We start from the raw sequence: 19,127 nt of genomic DNA, 5'->3' as shown, positions 1-19,127 counted from the left end.
GTATACATGAAAGCAATCCATAACGTTCATAATAAGCTGGGAGGTGTGTTGCAATTGAAAATCACGTGGGTCATTGGACTTTTGCTTTTCTTTCCAACCGCTAGTTCTGCAGACAGTTTGATGATTGAACAAGAACATGAAAATATTGCTCAAATGAATCGAGAGGAGTATGCGATTCCATACTCAGGGGTTCCCTTTGTAGACATAGAAAGATTAAAGGAATTCATCGCAAAATTAGATGAAGAAACCTATGAACCACCAATAGATGCTTATATTGCTGATTCTGGCCGAATCATACCTGAGCAAATGGGAAGCAAGCTTCACCGAAAAGTCCTAATTGATCATTTCTATGCTTATTTTTATGAAAAGGGCGCTTCTAGAATAGAGCTTCCGATGTTATCGGTTCCCCCAAGAGTAGATAGCAACTTATTGAGTGAGATCAACGTAAAACCAATCGGACAATATATTACTTACTTTAATAGCAGAAATAAGAACCGTTCTCATAATATTTCACTTGCTGCAGAAGCCATCAATAATCATGTAGTATTTCCTGGAGAAACTTTTTCTTTTAATAAAGTCGTAGGTAAACGGACAAAGGAGCGCGGTTATACACGAGCACCTGTCATTGTTCGTGGTGAATTATCAGAGGACATTGGTGGAGGAATTTGCCAAGTTTCCTCAACCCTCTTTAATGCTGTCGACCGTGCTGGAGTCAAAATCGGGGAACGTTACTCCCATAGCAAGCGCGTTCAGTATGTGCCGCAGGGCCGTGATGCAACAGTCAGCTGGTATGGGCCGGATTTTACTTTTATTAATTACTATGACTTCCCTATTCTCATTCGCGCAAAAGCGATTGGAGGGCAAATGATCATTCGTGTCCTATCCTCAGATGAAATTGATATAGAACCGAGGACTGTACCAAAGGCGTCGAAAATGCTGCCACAGGAAATCACTGTACATGGGCAACAAGGAATAGACTGATTTAACCACAAAAAGAAGATGCCTACCAAATTGACGATTGGTTAAGCATCTTCTTTTTCAATTCCTGACATGAGTTAAAACAATAAAATGCCGCTGCAGCAATGACTGCTTTCTTATACCAAATTTCTTGCTGAAACAACGACACCATCCTCGTCAGCATAAACATACTCGCCAGGCGACCATTCAATTCCACCAAATTTAACCTCTACATCCACATCTCCCTTACCTGCCTTTTTGCTTTTCAAAGGACAGCTGCCAATCGCAAGTATACCGGTCTCCATTGTTGCCAGTTCTGCTGTATCCCTTACACACCCATAAATAATTACACCTGCTAAGCCACGATCTTGAGCAACTTTTCCAAGTCGGTCTCCCATTAACGCACATCTTCTGGAACCTCCCCCGTCAACAACAAGGACATTACCAGCAGGTATCGTTTCTAATGCATTCAATACCAATACATTATCTTCAAATACTCTCACAGTCGAAATCGGTCCTGAGAATTGTCTTCTCATCCCATACGCCTTAAATTCCTGCTGACAAACTTTAAGTTCACCGCTGAACTCATCACATAAATCTGCAGTTTTAGATGTCATGTTCATTCCTCCTTCATTACCCTCTTGCTTCTTATTCGTCATCTCGTCTTTCGTTCCCTTTCATTTTTTTAATTTGACAAGAAAATGAGTTGCTCCGCATATAAGTTAAGTAAGTGCATCTAAAGAATAATGCAAAAAACAGAGAACATGAAAAGGGGAGATCCGTTTGGCGATGTTATGGATCACAACAATCGGCTTCTTAATTGTCATTGGTTTAGCAGCCGGCATTTTTATCTTTGCACTAAGAACCGCCCTGCCCTCTAAAGATTCCATTGAAGTAGATGAAGTAAGTAAAGACGAAAACGTTCACTTATAACACGAAATGCGGAACCGCCCTCGTTCAGGGGCGACAAGCATAAGACGAATCGCCTTGGAGGTTTGCACTTTAACCTCCGAGGTGGTTTGACTTATGACCTCGAGCCTCTAGGCGGTGGAGCTGGACAAATCGAAATGCGGAACCGCCTCGTTCAGGGGCGACAAGCATAAGACGAATCGCCTTGGAGGTTTGCACTTTAACCTCCAAGGTGATTTGACTTATGACCTCGAGCCCCTAGGCGGTGGAGCTGAACAAATCGAAATGCGGAACCGCCTCGTTCAGGGGCGACAAGCATAAGACGAATCGCCTTGGAGGTTTGCACTTTAACCTCCGAGGTGATTTGCACTTTAACCTCCGAGGTGATTTGCACTTTAACCTCCGAGGTGGTTTGACTTATGACCTCGAGCCCCTAGGCGGTGGAGCTGAACAAATCGAAATGCGGAACCGCCTCGTTCAGGGGCGACAAGCAAACACTCTCAATCCTTAGACGCTCAAGCTGAATATTAGAAAAGCAATATGTTATATGAGGGCAGGCACCCATTCCAAAAGACATTTTTCAATTCACCTAAGCATAAAATAATAAGACCTCTGCATTGAACAGAGGTCTTATTTTATGCTCATTCCTATTTGTAAAGAACGCCTTAATCCAAGTGGGTAAAGGCATATTTCGGTTTCTTATACCTTTTTTCCTGGGATATTCTAGGGAGATGCATGCCATGTGAATATGCAAAGATTTACCTAGCCAACTTTTTATAAACAGGTAAATGACACAATCTGTCTTGTATCCACTCCAAAAATTGTCCAGAACCTTCCTGTCCATCTAAAACCAGCAACTGATCTTGGCCCTACAAATACAGGGTAAAACCAGAAACCAGAACCATCTCTCAGCCATAAAAATGTATTGCGAAACAAACATAATGATATGGCTCGTGGATCAACTGCAAACTGCGTAGCAGTTTGTTGCGCTGGAACAAATGCTGGGGGAGGAGCAGTTGGTGCTTGTTGCGGATTTAGTGCAGGGAATGTCCCCGGGGGCCTGGGCGGGCTTGAGGGAGGCTGAGGCCCAAAAATCCTTTCATAGGAATTATAATTCCTGTAATTGTCCATATTAAATTCACCTCTTTATTTAATTGCTACTTAATAATATATGGGTAATGAGTCTAAAATGTTTCGGCAAATTTGTAAGTTCATTTCAAATATAGTTCTCTTGTGAATTGGTCCGACCATCACTAAAAAAAGAATCAATCTCAAACGATACCGTTCTAATGAGTTATTGAGGAAGGTTTTTTGTTTTTTTAAATAATCGGTTCACACCTTAGTAATAAAGGAAAAGGTAGCATAATATGATATCACTAAAGAAATGGGGTGTGGCATTTGCCAGCTATAAATGGAGATGAATATATTAGTCGGATTGACCAGTTAAAAACAACTGTATGGATAGAGGGTAATCCTGTAACAGGCAATATTTCTGAGCATCCTGCATTTAAAGGAGTAATGAACAGTCAAAAGAAGTTATATGATTTGCAGTATAATGAACAATTAAAAAACCAATTGACCTATCAATCTCCATTAACTGAAGAACCAGTAGGAATGTCTTACTTACAGCCACGCACGATCGATGATTTAGTGAAAAGACGTACAATGATTCAATACTGGGCAAAATTAAACAATGGAATGATGGGCCGGAGCCCAGATTATATGAATACAGTATTGATGGCATTTGCTTCATCTGTAGATTTATTAAGAGGGAAACCAAATTGTTTTCCAGAAAACATAACAAGGTTCTATGAGTATGCTCGTGAAAATGATTTATCAATCACTCATACATTTATTGATCCACAAGTAAATAGAGCACAATATTATTTCGAAGATTCAGATGAGCCTATTGCAGCAAAAATTGTAAATAGGATCGAAGAAGGAATAATTATTAAAGGTGCAAAATTACTGGCAACACAAGGTGGTATAACAGATGAGATATTAGTTTTATCTGCCGCAGGATTCGATGGTAAAGAGCGAGGCTTCTCATTTAGTATTCCCAGCAACAGTAAAGGTTTGAAGTTTATTTGTAGAGATTCATTTGTAGGAGGGAACTCTGCTTTTAATTATCCATTAAGTTCAAGATTTGAGGAAATGGATACGATTGTTATTTTTGATAATGTATTAGTCCCTTGGAATCGGGTTTTTTATTACGATAATGTAGAAATATCAAATAGTTTCATAGAAAAAAGTTCATATTTAGCTTTTACCTTACATCAAGTTGTTTCTAGAAGAATTGTTAAAACTGAATTTGTATTAGGTGTTGTACAGTCCATTATTGAGACAATAAATATTATGGATTACCAGCATGTGCAAGAGAAGGTTTCTGAAATTATTGTAGCATTAGAGACAATGAAGGCCTTAGTGCTTAAATCTGAAATAGAAGCTAAAGTAGATGACACGGGATATATGAGACCAGACCAACTAACACTTCAGATAGCTATTAATTTGTTTCCGAAAATTTATCCTAGGTTTACCGAGATCATTCAACTGCTAGGTGCAAGTGGATTAATGACGATTCCAACAGAAAATACATTTCAATCAAGTATCAAAAAAGATTTAGATCAGTATTTACAGGCTAAATCAAAAAATGCAGAGGACCGTATTAAAACTTTTCGTTTAGCTTGGGATTTAACTATGAGTTCATTCGGTACACGGGAAACATTATACGAACGTTTTTTCTTTGGAGATCCAATCAAACTTTCAAGTCAATTATATTTTTCTTATGATATGAAACCTTATCTTAAACGTGTGGAAACTTTTTTGAAAACTGATAATTGATCATATGAGTCTTTTACTTGAACCCTTCATCCAGAAGAAAAAAGGTATGTACAGCTAAGATTCCAGTGTTTCTTATATTAATTTATGTTGTCTTTTTTAAATATGAATAAAAGAAAACACCCTATAGGTAGACTTAATTTCCGTCTACACTATAGGGTACGTTTAAAAGTAGGTACGGTCTTTTATTTAGGCTGTTATCGTATACTTTGGTGCTTTTCGCAGGTAGTGGTTGATTTCCTCTCCAGGTGCTCGCTTTCCGCGGGGCGGGCGGTGAGCCTCGCTATGCTCCTGTGGGGTCTCACCTGTCCCGCTGCTCCCGTAGTAGTCTCGCACATCCGCTCCAATCAACATTGTTATCAATGGTTAGACTTATCAACACCTATGAAAAAACAATAATCTTTTAGAAAAGAGCTTTTATTTAAGACTGAATAGAGTGATCAATCGCTTCAGCTAACTGAGCGATAATATCATCCGCATGCTCTATCCCTACTGAAATCCTAATGACCTTTTCCGTAATGCCGAGCTCCGCACACTTCTCAGGCGGCAATGCCCTGTGCGATGTCGTTAATGGATGAGAGACAGATGTTTCAACCCCAGCGAGTGTGGGTACAATTTTTATCCACCCTAAAGATTGGAAGAATTGACTTACATTAGCACTGTCACTTAGAGTAATTGTGACCATTGCTCCAAATCCATCCTCACCATGTATAAATGGGTAATATACCTTCTCTACATAGTTATGCATTTGAATAGCTTCTGCAACTTTTTTAGCATTGGAAGACTGCGCCTTCATCCTTAAAGCTAACGTTTTTGCCCCTCTGGCAGTTAACCAAGCTTCAAATGGACTTAAGTTGGCTCCCAGATTGACTACTTTGGCTAAAGCTTTGCCCATTAATTCCTCAGTACCTACAATCACTCCAGCAGTTACATCACTGTGGCCGCCAATATATTTTGTCGCACTATGGACAACCATATCGACTCCTAGCAAGTACGGTTTACAATGGAAAGGTGTGGCAAAAGTATTATCTATTAATGTTTTTAGATTATGTTTTTTTGCTAGAGCTACGATTTGCTCTAAGTCTTCCACTCTCAGAAGGGGATTGGTAATCGATTCGGTATAGAGAAGCTTTGTATTCGCTTTAATTGCTCTCTCCACCTCCGCTATATTCGTAAAAGGAACAACACTTACCGCAATACCAAACTGTGTCAATTCTTCTGCAATTAGATGAAAGCTGCCGCCGTATAAATCATCGGTTGCGATAATATGATCTCCGCTTTTTGCAACGGCTAGCACACCTGCCATGATAGCCGCTAACCCTGATGATGCTGTTACACCTGTTGGCGCCTCTTCTAATCTAGCCACGATTTCGCTTAGTTCATCTGTATTCGGATTGCCTACACGTGTGTATAGATAATTCCCGTTTCCTTGATAAAATCCTTCAAGCTCTTCTAAATTATTAAACGTAAACGCGGATGTTTGGTAAATAGGTGTTGCTTTACTTTTGATGGTTCGATTCGCTTTATTTTTGCTATGTAATAGAGCTGTTTCGAATTTCATGACTTGCTATCCCCTTTTAAAAGAAATAAAGGCCCAAAAAGTGTTTAGGACCTCTCTTAGTTAAGAAAAATTCATATTTTCTGTGTTTTCATTATAGCTCACATAACTTTTTTACGTCAATTGGTGAAAGTTTGTATTAATTTGACATCGATAGTATACATTTTTTTATTAAAGGAGAAGTTATCGATAGAAGAAGTAAACTAGATATGTTGGCTAGAACTTTGCCTCACTCTTACATTCGTTTGATTTTGAGGTTAACGAGCTTTCCGCCATCATGAAAATCTAGGAAAATGACCAATGCAATTAGTTATGGAGGACGATAAAATGACTGCATCAAATTACAGCATGCCCCAATATCCTGAGTCATATTGGCAAGATGAAAAAGTAAATGGCTTTGAGAAGTTAAATTCTGATGTGAAGACAGATATTGTAATTGTAGGCGCTGGAATAACCGGAATCACATCCGCCAATCTCCTCATTAAAGAAGGCTTTAAAGTAATCATCATTGAAACCGGAAAAGTAATGAATGGAACAACTGGTCATACTACCGCAAAAATCACCGCTCAGCATGGACTGATTTATGATGAATTAATAACTAATTTAGGAATTGAAAAAGCTAAACAATATTATGACGCACAAGAGGATGCAATTAAATTCATTCAAACTACCGCCAACAGCATCGATTGTGATTTTAGCCAGGAAGATTCATTTATTTATTCAACATCTGATGAATATAGCGAAAAGCTCACAAACGAATTTGATGCTTATCAGAGACTTAAGATCAATGGCAGCTTAGTTGATAGTATCCCGTTTAATATCCCTACTACTGGCGTCCTTGCCATGCATAATCAAGCACAATTCCATCCAGTTAAATACTTAAAAGGATTATTGGATGAGTTTGTAAACAATGGCGGAACTGTCTACGAGAATACAACCGCCATAGACGTAGAAGAAGGAACTGAGCCCGTTGTCATTACGAAGGATGGCAATCGCATCACGTGTAAGTTTGTTATTTCAGCTAGCCACTATCCTTTTGTAGATATGAAAGCATTCTATTTTGCAAGGTTGCTTCCTGAAAGGTCGTATGTGCTGGGTGTGAAAACTACATCTGAATATCCTGGGGGCATGTACTATAGCGCTGACCAGCCCAAGCGCTCTTTGCGATTTACCCCTTACAATGGAGAAAAGCTTATTCTTGTAAGCGGTGAAGGACATAAAACAGGAAAAGGTATCGATACCTTAAAGCATTATCGTGCGCTTGAGGAATTCGCTTCCGAAACTTTAGGCATCACTGATTACCCGTATCGCTGGTCAGCTCAAGATTTAACCACATTAGATGACGTCCCTTATATCGGCCCTATTACATCCAAGCAAAACAATATTTTTGTGGCGACAGGCTTTAGAAAATGGGGAATGACAAACGGAACAGCAGCTGCGCTTTTGCTTAAAGATCTTATTACTGAAAAAAGCAACCCATATCAACAATTGTTTACACCATCCCGTTTTGCGCCAAATCCAAGCATAAAGAATTTCATCTCCTACAACACGGATGTGGCAGGGCAACTGATTAAAGGCAAGCTTGAGTATGTGCCAATGCATGCGGAAGACTTGCAAAATGATGAAGGCGCAGTAGTCAAAGTGAACGGAAAACGGGCAGGTGCATACCGTGATAAAGAAGGAAAGCTACATATCGTGGATACAACATGTACCCATTTAGGATGTGAAACCGAATGGAACCATGGCGATCGAACATGGGATTGCCCATGTCATGGCTCAAGATTTTCATATAATGGGAAAGTGCTTGAAGGACCTGCAGAAAAACCACTGGACAAGATTGAGTGAGTTTGATTGGGTGTGCGTGGCTGCCGGGATATGATTGTTTGGACTGATTTTTATGATATATCGGCGATAATTAGAAGATATCAGCGATTTTTATGATATATCAGCCATAATTAGAAGATATCAGCGATTTTTATGATATATCAGCCATTTTAGAAATTGAGCATGAATTCATAGCTATTAAAAACGCTCAGAGACTATTCGCTCTGAGCATCTTTAATAACGGCTTGTTGAAGGATATTTTTTCCGTTTATCGGATTATTTAAGTTTTCGCCGGATTAATCTCATATCTGCTGGAATGTTCGTGCTTTTCGTCGGATTGCTCGTGCTTTTCGCCGGATTAACCTCCCATCTGCCGGATTGTTCATGCTTTTGCCAGTTTAACCTCATATCTGCCTATTTTTTTATGTCTTCACCAAATGTTTCTTATCTTTATAGTTGCCAATTTACAAATAACCTCACAAGCGATTCACTTTATAGCATTAAATCAATGTTACTATCAGTTAAGAAGGTTTCAACAAATTACCAAGCCATTCGGTTTGTTCTCTAGGAAGCTATTTCATTTCTCAAAAATTTATAATAACGAGGATTAGAAAGGACCAAATCAAAATGCGATTTGGTCTTTTTAATCACTATGATTCGCAATAAAGCGATTACTTCTTATTTTCGAGAAACCTTTGGCTCGACAATTTCGCCGCCACGGATGATTTTCATTTCAGGATGGATGCCGAGATCTTTTGTAAATCGCTTTAAATCTCTTTCTTCACTTGGTGTTACGAGTGAGATGACCGTTCCACTTGCTCCAAATCTACCTGTACGTCCAGAGCGATGGACGTATTGGTTGATATCCCTCGGAAAATCAAAGTGTATGACATGGGTGATGCCTTTAATATCAAGCCCTCTCGCTGCTACATCTGTCGCAAGTAAAAGGTTGGTTTTATTTGCACGGAAATCTTTCATGCTTGTTTGACGTTCCATTTTATTCAAGTCACTATGAAGAGAACTTGCTGGGATTCCGTTGAACTGCAATTTCCCAGTAATAATCGTTAAGTTTGGAATGTCTTTAACAAATACAAGCCCTTTCATGCCTTCCATTCTTGAAAGCTTTTCTAACAATTTAATTTTGTCTCTTAGTTCAGCAACAAAATATAAATGATCTACTGCCGATGCATCAAAGGTATCATCCTTTTTCACTTTAATCACTTCAGGTTCATTCATTAAATCCCTTGCTATTTTTTCCACATGTGCTGGCATCGTTGCGGAAAATAGGACAACTTGTCTATCACTCAATGTTGATTTCACAATATTATTAACCGTTTCTACATGTTCCTTGACTAAAAGCTGGTCGCCTTCATCAAGAACGACTGTTTTCACTTCATGCATTTTCAACTTTTTTTGCTTAATCAGTTCAAGCATTCTTCCTGGTGTACCGATGGCAATGTGAGGATGCTTTTTTAACTTCTCAAGCTGTCGTTTAACATTTGCACCACCGATAAAGGAAGCTGCTCTTATTCCGCTCCCTGCTCCCCATTTTTGAACTTCCTCTAAAATTTGCATGACAAGCTCTTGTGAGGAAGCTAATACAACTGTTTGTACAGCCTTTTTGTCTGCATCTATTTTCTCAAGCACTGGCAAAAGGTAAGCGAGTGTCTTTCCTGTTCCCGTTGGTGATTCTGCAATCACGTCTTCTCCATCCAGAATTGCTGGAATCGCTTGTGCTTGGATGGCTGTCGGCACTTTAAATGCTGATTGCTCCCAAACTTCCTGTATGGAAGGTTTTAGTTTATTGATTAACTCATTTTCTGTCATTGTGTACTCCTTTAATATTTCATCTATAACGTATAACGTATATTATACCTAAAACCTGTATGTAAATGTACTAGTCTACCATCATTCCTTTTTATAATGAAAAAAAGTGTCAGACTAAATGAGCCCGACACCCTTATCATTATGATACTTTCTCTTTTTCGGTTTCTTCCTTATAGCCATTTTCCCAGTATTCTGCATTTTTGATTCCTAGCTTAGTTGAATTAAATACTGGATCGAGGCCTTGTTTCTTTTGCGCTTCGTAATCCCTCAATGCTTTAATAGCCGTTTTGCTGAGCAAGAGTATGGCTATCAAGTTGAGCCACACCATAATGCCCAACCCTACATCTCCGAATGCCCAAGCAAGATCGGCTGTTCTTATGGCGCCAAAGAAGGTTGAGGCCAGAAGAACAATTTTCAATAGGAACATCGCTGGTTTTCGCACTCTTTCGCCTATTAAATAAGCCACATTCGTTTCAGACATATAATAATAAGCCATAATCGTTGTAAAACAGAAGAAGAATAGGGATACTGCAACAAAGCCTGCTCCAAATCCAGGCAATACTGATTCTACAGCTGACTGTGTATAGCCTGCTCCTGCTTCTATTCCTGGAATATTCTCTACTACCGGGTTTTTGTCAGCATCATACGTATTAAATGCCCCTGTAAAAAGAATCATAAACGCTGTAGCAGTACATACAAACAACGTATCAATATAAATGGAGAATGATTGAACGAGTCCTTGCTTAACTGGATGTGATACCTCTGCAGCAGCTGCGGCATGCGCCCCTGTTCCTTGTCCTGCTTCATTAGAGTAAACTCCTCGTTTAACGCCCCAAGCTATTGCGCTACCAACTAATCCGCCAAATACTGAATCAATAGCAAATGCACTTTTGAAAATGAGTGAGATCACTGCTGGAATTTCCGTGAAATTCATCGCAATAATGATAAGAGAAACCAATATATATCCAATGGCCATAAATGGAACCACATATTGAGCAACTAATGCAATCCTTTTAACTCCGCCGAAAATAATTAGAGCCAGTAATGCAATAACGATAAGTCCAGTGATTGTTGGAGATACTCCGAATGCATTTTCCACACTGACAGAAATGGAGTTAGATTGTATTCCTGGCATTAAAATGGCTAATGCAAGAATGGCCGCCAATGCAAATAAGACAGCAAACCATTTAATTCCTAATCCTTTTTCAATATAGAATGCTGGTCCCCCACGGTACACGCCGTCTTTTTTCACCTTATAAATTTGAGCCAAAGTTGATTCAATGAAGGCTGTTCCCGCGCCAAGAAAAGCCATGAACCACATCCAAAAGACTGCACCAGGGCCCCCCATTGCAATCGCCGTTGCTACACCCGCGATATTACCTGTACCAATACGGCCTGATAAGGCAATAGATAAAGCTTGAAAGGATGAAACACCTGCTTCGGATTTTTTCCCGTTAAACATTAGTGTCCACATATCTTTAACATGCCTAACTTGTAAAAACCTAGTAATAATAGAAAAGAAAAGACCAATTGCTAAAATGATATAAATGACCGGGTTACTCCATAGCACATTTTCATTAAGCCATTCTATAAAAGACTCCAAAACTATCCCCTCCAAAATTTCCTCGTTTTTTTCTATATATTCAGAATTATAAAATATATTTTGATATAAGACAATTCTTTTTTTTAAATCCTGTTATACAAGAGCGCAGTTTAAAAACTTTCATTACGAACTTGTTTTTTATGCTTTTATATCAAACAAGCCTAAAATCCTTATTATGTCATATCCCTTTTTATTTTTAGAAAGTTCGGTTATTATATATTTAGGTAAACGAAATATATTGCCGGAAAGAAGTGTTTATAAAATGGATCTTCAAGCAACGAGAAACATAAGGGTTATGTGGTTTGCCAATTTTTTCATCTCAGCAAGCATGACAATGGTGCTTCCCTTTATTTCCTTATATATCGATACTTTAGGTAATTTTTCAACTGCTTATGTACAAAAATGGTCAGGATGGATATTTGCAATTACTTTCGTATCAGCCTTTCTTGTTGCACCGATATGGGGCAGAATCGGTGATTTATATGGAAGAAAGAAAGTCCTCATCATCTCAGCATTTGGGATGGGAATTTGTATTTTCCTAATGGGATTTGCAACCACCGTTTGGCAATTATTTTTGCTCAGATTACTAATGGGTGTATTCACAGGCTTTATCCCCCTATCTCAAGCATTTATAGCTACTCAAACCCCTAAACATATTGCTGGCCGGGTACTTGGAACCTTGCAGACAGGAAGCATCACAGGGTCATTAATGGGTCCGTTAATTGGCGGTGTCTTAGCCGATATGATAGGGTTTGCGGCGACGTTCAACTGGACCTCCATTGCTATTTTCATCTCAGCCTTTCTTGTATTTTTCACTACAGAGTACAAAATTGAGTCAACAACATCCGGGAAAACGAAATATTCCAGTAAAGAGGTCATTCAGCATATTTTTAGAAATCCTGTATTACTAACGATCTTGTTAATCTCTACACTTATACAAATTGCCCACTTTAGCATTCAACCGATTTTATCCTTGTATGTCAGTGAAATACACGGTCCTGAAAACCTTGCCTTCTTTGCAGGAATCGCCTTTTCAGCTGCAGGTGTCGGGAACCTAATGATGTCGCGAAATTGGGGAAAACTTGGAGACCAATATGGCCATGTGAAAATATTAATCATTCTTCTATTTCTTGCAGGAATTGTGTATTTACCCGGTGGATTTGTAACGGAGATGTGGCAGCTTGTCCTCGTGCGCTTTGCCCTTGGCATAACCATCGGCGGAATCATACCTGTTCGAATTGCTTATATTCGTCAAGAGGCACCTTTTGCGATGCAAGGAGAAGTGCTTGGCTACAACACAAGTCTTCGCTTCCTCGGAAATGTAATAGGACCCGTTATGGGCGGATTAATTGCCGGCTATTTCGGATTTACAGCCGTATTTGTGCTTACGAGCGCTATCCTTATTTTAAGCGGTGTAATCTTATTGGTGGCCATGACAAAAAAAGCTCATTATGCTAAAGAATCTTATTGATAGTCAAAAGGAGAGAATGCCATGAGTCGATTGCATTCTCTCCTTTTAATACTTGAATGAATTTACAACATTATTCTGCCTTGTTTAAATTTTGTCTTCTTTCTTGCTCAGCAATTAATTCATCGTCCTCCGCATTATCTCTCGTTACTTTTTGTGTTAATATCGCTCCAACTGCCACTAAAATCATGACTGCTATATAATATCCATTTTCATTTAATTGCAGAGCGTCCGCATTGTATAGACCGATACAAAACAAGGATACGCCGGCAAAAAGGGTGAAATATGCCAGTACTGTGAAGGCAGGTGTGTTTCTTCTCCTATGTCTTTGCATTTTTACCTCCTATAAATACTAAAATATCCTTTCTCTTAAAATGTATTTCTTCAAAAATGTAATATTCTTCTTTTTTATTAAGAAAAGCATTGGGCGCCTTGCTCATCGCCGTACAAACACAGAAGGGCTTGTTCTTTCGATAAAGGAAACACTGTGAGAGTGAGCGAACCGATGTTGACTTATCGCAGGGAGCAGACCTGAAGTTTGCGTGGAGTGGTGAAAGGTCGCTCGCGCTAGACATTTACTAATTGAAAATTTTATACTTCTTATCTTTTCAAAAGGCTCTTTTCTAAAAGATTGTTGTTTTTTCATAGGTTTCCGATAAGACAAACCAATGATAACAAAGGTGATTCGAGCGGATGTGCGAGACTCATGCGGGAGCAGCGGGACAGGTGAGACCCCGCAGGAGTGAAGCGGACGAGTTAGTTTCGATTAATATCAAGAGGGAAAGAAAGTGGTAAAGTCATAACGGCAGTAGCAGGAGAGCTAGCAGGTTTTATTTGGGCAATCACGCAAGAATTAGACGAAGTAGTACCAAAAGCTTAAAGATGTACGTTTCACTCGGCAAACAGTACATTAAAAAACAGATGAGTGAGAATAGGGCTCGAAGGCAAAGAGAAAAACCGGAAAGGAAAACCCACCTGCCTCCTCTGTGCTATATCTATTCAGATTAACGCACGTCACGAGTTAGTGGATAATTCCTTTATACAGAAAGATAAAATGTGAGAACCCACGAATATCAGAGTGCTAACCACAGTCGATATTTTTGCCTTCGTGCCGTGCCCTTAACCATCTATTCCAAAAAAGAAGAAGGAGTCAAGTTTATTCCATACGAAAACAGCCTTTCAAAAAAGAATAAGCCACATCCTAGTGGATGCAGCTTATTCTCCTTCATTTATTTTACTCTTGGGTAACCAAATCCAGATGCGTAATCATCACCTGTTCCTGCTCCATACCCGCCTTTAATATCATAAGTTTTTGCTCGGTTTTGCAACTCTGTGCGAAGGCTCCTATTCGTCAAAGATGAATTTGATGCCCAAAGTTTCGCTGCTAAGCCAGCAACATGCGGAGTAGCCATTGATGTACCGCTAATCGTATTGTATCCTCCATTATACCAAGTTGATTCAACATTAGATCCTGGTGCAGATACCTCAATATCACGTTCTTGAATTAAGTAATCCCCTGCTGTAGAAGGATTTCCTCTAGATGAATAGTTCGCTACGCGATAAGTACCATTTTCTTGAACATTTTCCAGTGCAGCAACCGCTACTGCATTAATTAACGCTCCAGGGTAACCAATCGTATTGCTGCCGTATCCGCTATTCCCAGCTGCCGCAACAATTAAGACCCCTTTTCCATATGCATAATCAACCGCACTTGCGATTAATGAATCTTTCACTGATGAACCGAGAGACATATTGATAACCACTTTAGATCCTGTACGAGATGCTTCATCCGCAACATGTCTGATTGCTGCTGCAATATCATCAGAATAGCCACTGCCGTTATCTCCTAACACTTTATATGCCCAAAGCTTTGCTTGTGGCGCAACTCCATAGACTCCTTGCCCGTTGCTTCCTCCATTAGCCAAAACCGTTCCAGCCACATGTGTACCATGTCCCTGGCGATCAGTACAAGAACCATTCACCAGCGGATTAGACTGTGTGAAGTCCTTACATTGCTCAGATGCTCCTGCTAAATCAAGGTGGCCAGTGTAAACGCCCGTATCAAGAACGGCAACTTTGATTCCGCTGCCCCCAGTAGTTTTCGTCACCGTATTATCATTATAAATTGACTTTATTCCCCATGGTGTCGGTGTGCTAGGTACGGCAGAGATTTCTGCTTTAGCAGTTGCGGCATCTGTTGTTGAAGATTCAAGCTTTATTTCATTTACTTGTTCAATTTTAATATCTTTATTGCTTTGAAGTGACTGAAGCTGCTTTACATCGACATTTGCTGTAAAGCCCTCCTTACCAAAATCCCAGCGTACATTATATTGTGATTGGATACTAGCCTTTGAAGTCGACGGTGCTTGAATTAATACGCGATAAGAGTCTTTTTCCTTAACATCAGCCTCTTTTGCAAATGCACCTGCTGAAAATACGGATAGCCCCATAGTGATACTTAATAGTGTTGCGGCAATCGCTTTTCTTTTTTTCATTCCATTTCTCCTCTCAAAAATATTTTAAAGCGCTCCCTTACTTAATCAGTATATTTTAAAAATTCGGTAATAAACAATGTGTGAATTTCTTTATTTTAATTTTGTAAAAATTGGTAAAAAAAGCACGAATTAAAAAAAGTATCAGGTCCATAGACATTTTTGTTATAATAAAACCATCCTTTATTTGGTAATTAATCAATTAAATTGCTAATTACCTATAAAATAACTCGGAATTACCCGAGAAAATAGGTATACAGAATAGGTTAAAGTGTAATATTACATCTGTTTTTTTATGAAAGGAGTTCGATGGATGCAGTTATTCCAAAATAACCTTTTAGTCGTGCGAGAATTGAAGCCTGGCGATAATCATCTGCTTGCTAAATGGTTATCTAACCCTGCTGTTTTACAATACTATGATGGACGAGATCAGCCATTCGATATCGACCGGGTGAATGCTACATTTTACAACCGAGAGAATGGGGTAAATCGTTGCATAATAGAATACGAGAACAACGAGATTGGCTATATTCAATTTTATCAGCTGGAAGATGAAGAAAGAATGCTATACGGGTATGGAGAAAATAAGGATATTATATATGGAATCGATCAATTCATTGGCGAGCCAGCCTATTGGAATAAGGGTATTGGGACATTGCTCGTCACAGCAATGGTTCATTACTTAAAACAAGAAAGACAGGCCGATTTCATCGTAATGGACCCACAAGCATCGAATGTACGCGCACTTGCCTGCTATGAAAAATGCGGATTTAAGAAAGTAAAGTTACTGGAGAAGCATGAACTGCACGAAGGTGAGTATCGGGACTGCTGGGTAATGGAATATTATTGAGGGCATTCCTACTAAAAAGAACCAAGACATGAATCATGTCTTGGTTCTTTTACTTAGCTGATGCGGAAGGCGATTTTCCCAACCTGCTCCGCCTTCTCCAGTCTTGCAAATGCTTCCTCATATTGTTCTAAAGCATAGGTTTGATCCATTACTGGCTTGATTTGATGCTTTTCGACTAGCGAGAGCATTTCCTTATATTCCTCCGCACTGCCCATTGTAGAACCGAGGAGGTTATGTTGCCCATAGAAGAAGTTGCGCAAGTTAAATTTCACTTCATCCCCAGTAGATGACCCAAAAATAACGAGTGTTCCACCTGGACGCAAAACCTCCATCGATTGGTTAAATGTTGCTGCTCCAACTGATTCAATAACCAAATCCATCTTCGTGTCGCCAAGTGCTTCCTTCCAATCTTCATTACTGTCAAAAGCCCCGGTTGCACCAAGTTCCATTGCTTTTGCATTTTTCTCTACAGATCGAGAGCTAACGTAAACCTCTGCCCCTGCAGCTAAAGCAAATTGCAGAAGGAAAGTCGCAACACCTCCCCCAATACCAGGAATGAATACCTTCATACCAGACTGTACTTTACCTCTTGTGAATAATGCCCGATAAGCAGTCAACCCAGCTAAAGAAAGGACACCGGCTTCTTCCCATGATAAGAATGAAGGCTTTGCAGCGGCATTTTCAGCGGGAATGACAATCGATTCAGAGAAGGTTCCATTATAAGGGAAGCCAACAATCTCAAAACCGTTTGGAGGTGCATCGCTATTATCCTTCCAGCCAAGTCCTGGGTTGATTATGACTTCATCCCCAACTTGCAGCCCTGAAACCCCTTCCCCTATTTCCGCCACGATTCCTGCTCCGTCAGAACCAATAATAAGGGCAGGTTCAGTTGACTTATGCCGATGTAGCACGAACAAGTCTCTATGGTTCAAGCCTGCACTTTTTAACGTTATTCTCACTTCACCGCTTCCAAGTTCTTTTGCCGTAATTTCTCCATATGATACACCTGACATTCCCGCTTCACCTTTATGTATGATTGCTTTCATCTTCCCACTCCCTTTGTAAATATTGATCTTCATGCTTTCTTCTATGATACTTCTAAATGGAAGCTAAGTTAACTAAAAAGTATTAATTCCGAATAGTTATTGCGTTCTGGTGGTTCTCTTATCAAATGAAGCGCCTTATTAATTGGCAGGCTGTTTCTTCCTTATGTCCTCGAACATTTTTTAATTTGATACGCATAATAAAAAGAGCAAGGTTTCCCCTGCTCTTAAACGTTATTCCGTAATAATAATCGGGCCTTCTTTTGAAACAATGATTGTATGTTCACATTGTGCAACAAAGCTTTTATTTGGGGTGATATATGTCCAGCCATCCCCCTGCTCCTCCACTTCTTCATCACCTGTTGAAATAAATGGTTCAAATGCAATGACCATGCCTTCTCTTAAAAGCTGGTTATCCCATGAATCAAAGTAATTCAAGATATGATCTGGCTTTTCATGCAGTGACTGACCGATTCCATGACCAGTCAAGTTCATAATGACTGTATAGCCATTTTGACGTGCTGTTTTGTGCACTGTTTTACCAATCATACTTAATTTAGCACCTGGCTTAATTTTCTTTAAACCCTCAGCAAATGCTTTTTTTGCCGTCTCACATAAATCATTTAGTTTTTCATTTGCACCGCCAACAACAAACGATAAGCCAGTGTCAGCAAAAAAGCCATTCTTAGAACCTGACACATCAATGTTCACAAGGTCTCCTTCTTGGATCACTCGGCTGCCTGGGATCCCGTGAGCCACTTCCTCATTCACGCTAATACATGTGTAACCAGGGAAGTCATATTCTCCCTTTGGCCCTGATAATGCACCGTTTTTTTCAAATAGCTCTCCTGCCAGCTCGTCTAATTCCTTTGTTGTTACACCTGATTTCGTAAACGCAATCATTTCATCACGAATCAATGCGACAATTTTTCCGATTTCTTTTAATCCGACTAATTCTTCATCTGTTTTTACAATCATAATAATTCCTGCCTTTTTTTTAAGTGTATCCTTCTATTATAATCTATTTTACCTTAAGTTAGTAAGGGCGCGCTCATAGTTCCCAATTTTAAAATTTATTACATTAGGATAGAGCATGAATAGATCATTAATTGTTACTACTTAATTCCGTGCATTCTTCACTTATTTCCATTAAAAATCACATTCTGGTCTAAGCCAAAAACTATCAGCTTCGGCCAGGTTTCTTGCCATTTCTTTTTTTCAATTCTTTGCTGATAAATCCCTTTTTTATCATTATTTTCGATAATAAACGGCGTAGGCTTTACTTCCATATCGATAACATCCTGAATTCCCCATGGTGATGCCAAAATAAGTTCGCCATTCATATCTATTTTCACTGCCAATGCTGTTGCTGTTTCTGGAAAATGTGCGATTGCATCGAATGATGATAGGTAGGGAGGTGAGCTGTTGAGCTCATGCATTCTTGCTTGATTTTTAACTGACCAGGGCAATTGCGGTGAGATTTTCAGTAATGCTGCTTCATGATTCTTTTCAACTGCCACACTTATTTCGTCTTTATTATAATAAACCACGTCAATATCCGCTAAATCTGTTCTTTGCTTAAATCCATGCAGATGATCCCAAATCTTTGAACGAACAAATCCTGCACACACCCACCAATCTGACAATTTCAAGGTCTGAGCCGTTTGCAAGACCTCCATCATCCATTTATCTTCTAGGATCATGTGTTTGATATCTTTTTCAGTTCTTAAGTCCATTAATTGAATCTCCTTTCGAACT

Annotated in this window: 16 protein-coding genes; 6 read left to right on the top strand and 10 right to left on the bottom strand. The window is 39.4% G+C overall.

Annotated elements, in window-relative coordinates; all coding sequences use genetic code 11:
- The first annotated feature begins 54 nt into the window (after positions 1-54).
- Entirely contained in the window at positions 55-981 is a 927-nt protein-coding gene (locus tag J2S17_RS16450) for a VanW family protein (RefSeq protein WP_307476698.1), read from the top strand.
- Between the two features lie 113 nt (positions 982-1,094).
- On the opposite strand, the gene rraA is transcribed toward J2S17_RS16450, so the two are convergent.
- Positions 1,095-1,574 carry a ribonuclease E activity regulator RraA gene (gene rraA / locus J2S17_RS16445; protein WP_307476696.1) on the bottom strand — a complete coding sequence of 160 codons (480 nt, stop codon included), beginning with the start codon at positions 1,572-1,574 and terminating at the stop codon, positions 1,095-1,097.
- Positions 1,575-1,740: 166 nt separating this feature from the next.
- Here rraA and J2S17_RS16440 point away from each other — a divergent pair, with 166 nt between their 5' ends.
- Positions 1,741-1,890, top strand: a complete 150-nt coding sequence (locus J2S17_RS16440; protein WP_307476694.1) for a hypothetical protein — start codon at positions 1,741-1,743, stop codon at positions 1,888-1,890.
- Between the two features lie 750 nt (positions 1,891-2,640).
- On the opposite strand, the gene J2S17_RS16435 is transcribed toward J2S17_RS16440, so the two are convergent.
- The gene (locus J2S17_RS16435) at positions 2,641-2,997 is read right to left on the bottom strand and encodes a transporter (protein WP_307476692.1); all 357 of its coding nucleotides are present in this window, start codon (positions 2,995-2,997) and stop codon (positions 2,641-2,643) included.
- A gap of 267 nt (positions 2,998-3,264) precedes the next feature.
- On the opposite strand from J2S17_RS16435, the gene hpaB reads away from it, so the two are divergent.
- Entirely contained in the window at positions 3,265-4,707 is a 1,443-nt protein-coding gene (gene hpaB / locus J2S17_RS16430; protein WP_307476689.1) for a 4-hydroxyphenylacetate 3-monooxygenase, oxygenase component, read from the top strand.
- Between the two features lie 418 nt (positions 4,708-5,125).
- On the opposite strand, the gene J2S17_RS16425 is transcribed toward hpaB, so the two are convergent.
- A complete protein-coding gene (locus J2S17_RS16425; RefSeq protein ID WP_307476688.1) occupies positions 5,126-6,265 on the bottom strand; it encodes a trans-sulfuration enzyme family protein in 1,140 nt (379 codons plus the stop codon).
- 324 nt (positions 6,266-6,589) lie between these two features.
- On the opposite strand from J2S17_RS16425, the gene J2S17_RS16420 reads away from it, so the two are divergent.
- Complete coding sequence (locus J2S17_RS16420; RefSeq protein WP_307476686.1) at positions 6,590-8,107, top strand: FAD-dependent oxidoreductase; 1,518 nt, start codon at positions 6,590-6,592, stop codon at positions 8,105-8,107.
- 657 nt (positions 8,108-8,764) lie between these two features.
- Here J2S17_RS16420 and J2S17_RS16415 read toward each other — a convergent pair.
- Both J2S17_RS16415 and J2S17_RS16410 read right to left on the bottom strand, forming a co-directional pair.
- A complete protein-coding gene (locus tag J2S17_RS16415) occupies positions 8,765-9,913 on the bottom strand; it encodes a DEAD/DEAH box helicase (RefSeq protein ID WP_307476684.1) in 1,149 nt (382 codons plus the stop codon).
- 139 nt (positions 9,914-10,052) lie between these two features.
- Positions 10,053-11,516 carry an alanine/glycine:cation symporter family protein gene (locus J2S17_RS16410; protein WP_307476682.1) on the bottom strand — a complete coding sequence of 488 codons (1,464 nt, stop codon included), beginning with the start codon at positions 11,514-11,516 and terminating at the stop codon, positions 10,053-10,055.
- 262 nt (positions 11,517-11,778) lie between these two features.
- On the opposite strand from J2S17_RS16410, the gene J2S17_RS16405 reads away from it, so the two are divergent.
- Positions 11,779-12,987, top strand: coding sequence for an MFS transporter (locus J2S17_RS16405; RefSeq protein ID WP_307476833.1), 1,209 nt, complete (start codon positions 11,779-11,781; stop codon positions 12,985-12,987).
- Positions 12,988-13,057: 70 nt separating this feature from the next.
- Here J2S17_RS16405 and J2S17_RS16400 read toward each other — a convergent pair whose 3' ends face one another.
- A complete protein-coding gene (locus J2S17_RS16400; protein WP_307476680.1) occupies positions 13,058-13,318 on the bottom strand; it encodes a YiaA/YiaB family inner membrane protein in 261 nt (86 codons plus the stop codon).
- Positions 13,319-14,213: 895 nt separating this feature from the next.
- Positions 14,214-15,479 carry a S8 family peptidase gene (locus J2S17_RS16395; protein WP_307476678.1) on the bottom strand — a complete coding sequence of 422 codons (1,266 nt, stop codon included), beginning with the start codon at positions 15,477-15,479 and terminating at the stop codon, positions 14,214-14,216.
- Positions 15,480-15,789: 310 nt separating this feature from the next.
- On the opposite strand from J2S17_RS16395, the gene J2S17_RS16390 reads away from it, so the two are divergent.
- Entirely contained in the window at positions 15,790-16,326 is a 537-nt protein-coding gene (locus J2S17_RS16390; RefSeq protein ID WP_307476675.1) for a GNAT family N-acetyltransferase, read from the top strand.
- Between the two features lie 53 nt (positions 16,327-16,379).
- Here J2S17_RS16390 and J2S17_RS16385 read toward each other — a convergent pair whose 3' ends face one another.
- From J2S17_RS16385 to J2S17_RS16375, 3 genes are all read right to left on the bottom strand, one after another.
- A complete protein-coding gene (locus tag J2S17_RS16385) occupies positions 16,380-17,372 on the bottom strand; it encodes a zinc-binding dehydrogenase (protein ID WP_307476673.1) in 993 nt (330 codons plus the stop codon).
- Positions 17,373-17,603: 231 nt separating this feature from the next.
- Positions 17,604-18,347 carry a type I methionyl aminopeptidase gene (gene map, locus J2S17_RS16380; protein ID WP_307476671.1) on the bottom strand — a complete coding sequence of 248 codons (744 nt, stop codon included), beginning with the start codon at positions 18,345-18,347 and terminating at the stop codon, positions 17,604-17,606.
- A 158-nt stretch (positions 18,348-18,505) separates the two neighbouring features.
- Entirely contained in the window at positions 18,506-19,105 is a 600-nt protein-coding gene (locus tag J2S17_RS16375) for a nucleotidyltransferase family protein (protein WP_307476669.1), read from the bottom strand.
- Positions 19,106-19,127: the final 22 nt, after the last annotated feature.

This window comes from Cytobacillus purgationiresistens, from assembly GCF_030813235.1.
Taxonomy (GTDB): domain Bacteria; phylum Bacillota; class Bacilli; order Bacillales; family Cytobacillaceae; genus Cytobacillus; species Cytobacillus purgationiresistens.
This window is presented reverse-complemented; position numbering and strand designations above follow the sequence as displayed.

Coding starts and splice junctions, on each gene's coding strand:
- rraA (WP_307476696.1), bottom strand. CDS start 1,574: ATGACATCTAAAACTGCAGATTTATGTGATGAGTTCAGCGGTGAACTT.
- J2S17_RS16435 (WP_307476692.1), bottom strand. CDS start 2,997: ATGGACAATTACAGGAATTATAATTCCTATGAAAGGATTTTTGGGCCT.
- J2S17_RS16425 (WP_307476688.1), bottom strand. CDS start 6,265: ATGAAATTCGAAACAGCTCTATTACATAGCAAAAATAAAGCGAATCGA.
- J2S17_RS16420 (WP_307476686.1), top strand. CDS start 6,590: ATGACTGCATCAAATTACAGCATGCCCCAATATCCTGAGTCATATTGG.
- J2S17_RS16415 (WP_307476684.1), bottom strand. CDS start 9,913: ATGACAGAAAATGAGTTAATCAATAAACTAAAACCTTCCATACAGGAA.
- J2S17_RS16405 (WP_307476833.1), top strand. CDS start 11,779: ATGGATCTTCAAGCAACGAGAAACATAAGGGTTATGTGGTTTGCCAAT.
- J2S17_RS16400 (WP_307476680.1), bottom strand. CDS start 13,318: ATGCAAAGACATAGGAGAAGAAACACACCTGCCTTCACAGTACTGGCA.
- J2S17_RS16395 (WP_307476678.1), bottom strand. CDS start 15,479: ATGAAAAAAAGAAAAGCGATTGCCGCAACACTATTAAGTATCACTATG.
- J2S17_RS16390 (WP_307476675.1), top strand. CDS start 15,790: ATGCAGTTATTCCAAAATAACCTTTTAGTCGTGCGAGAATTGAAGCCT.
- J2S17_RS16385 (WP_307476673.1), bottom strand. CDS start 17,372: ATGAAAGCAATCATACATAAAGGTGAAGCGGGAATGTCAGGTGTATCA.
- map (WP_307476671.1), bottom strand. CDS start 18,347: ATGATTGTAAAAACAGATGAAGAATTAGTCGGATTAAAAGAAATCGGA.
- J2S17_RS16375 (WP_307476669.1), bottom strand. CDS start 19,105: ATGGACTTAAGAACTGAAAAAGATATCAAACACATGATCCTAGAAGAT.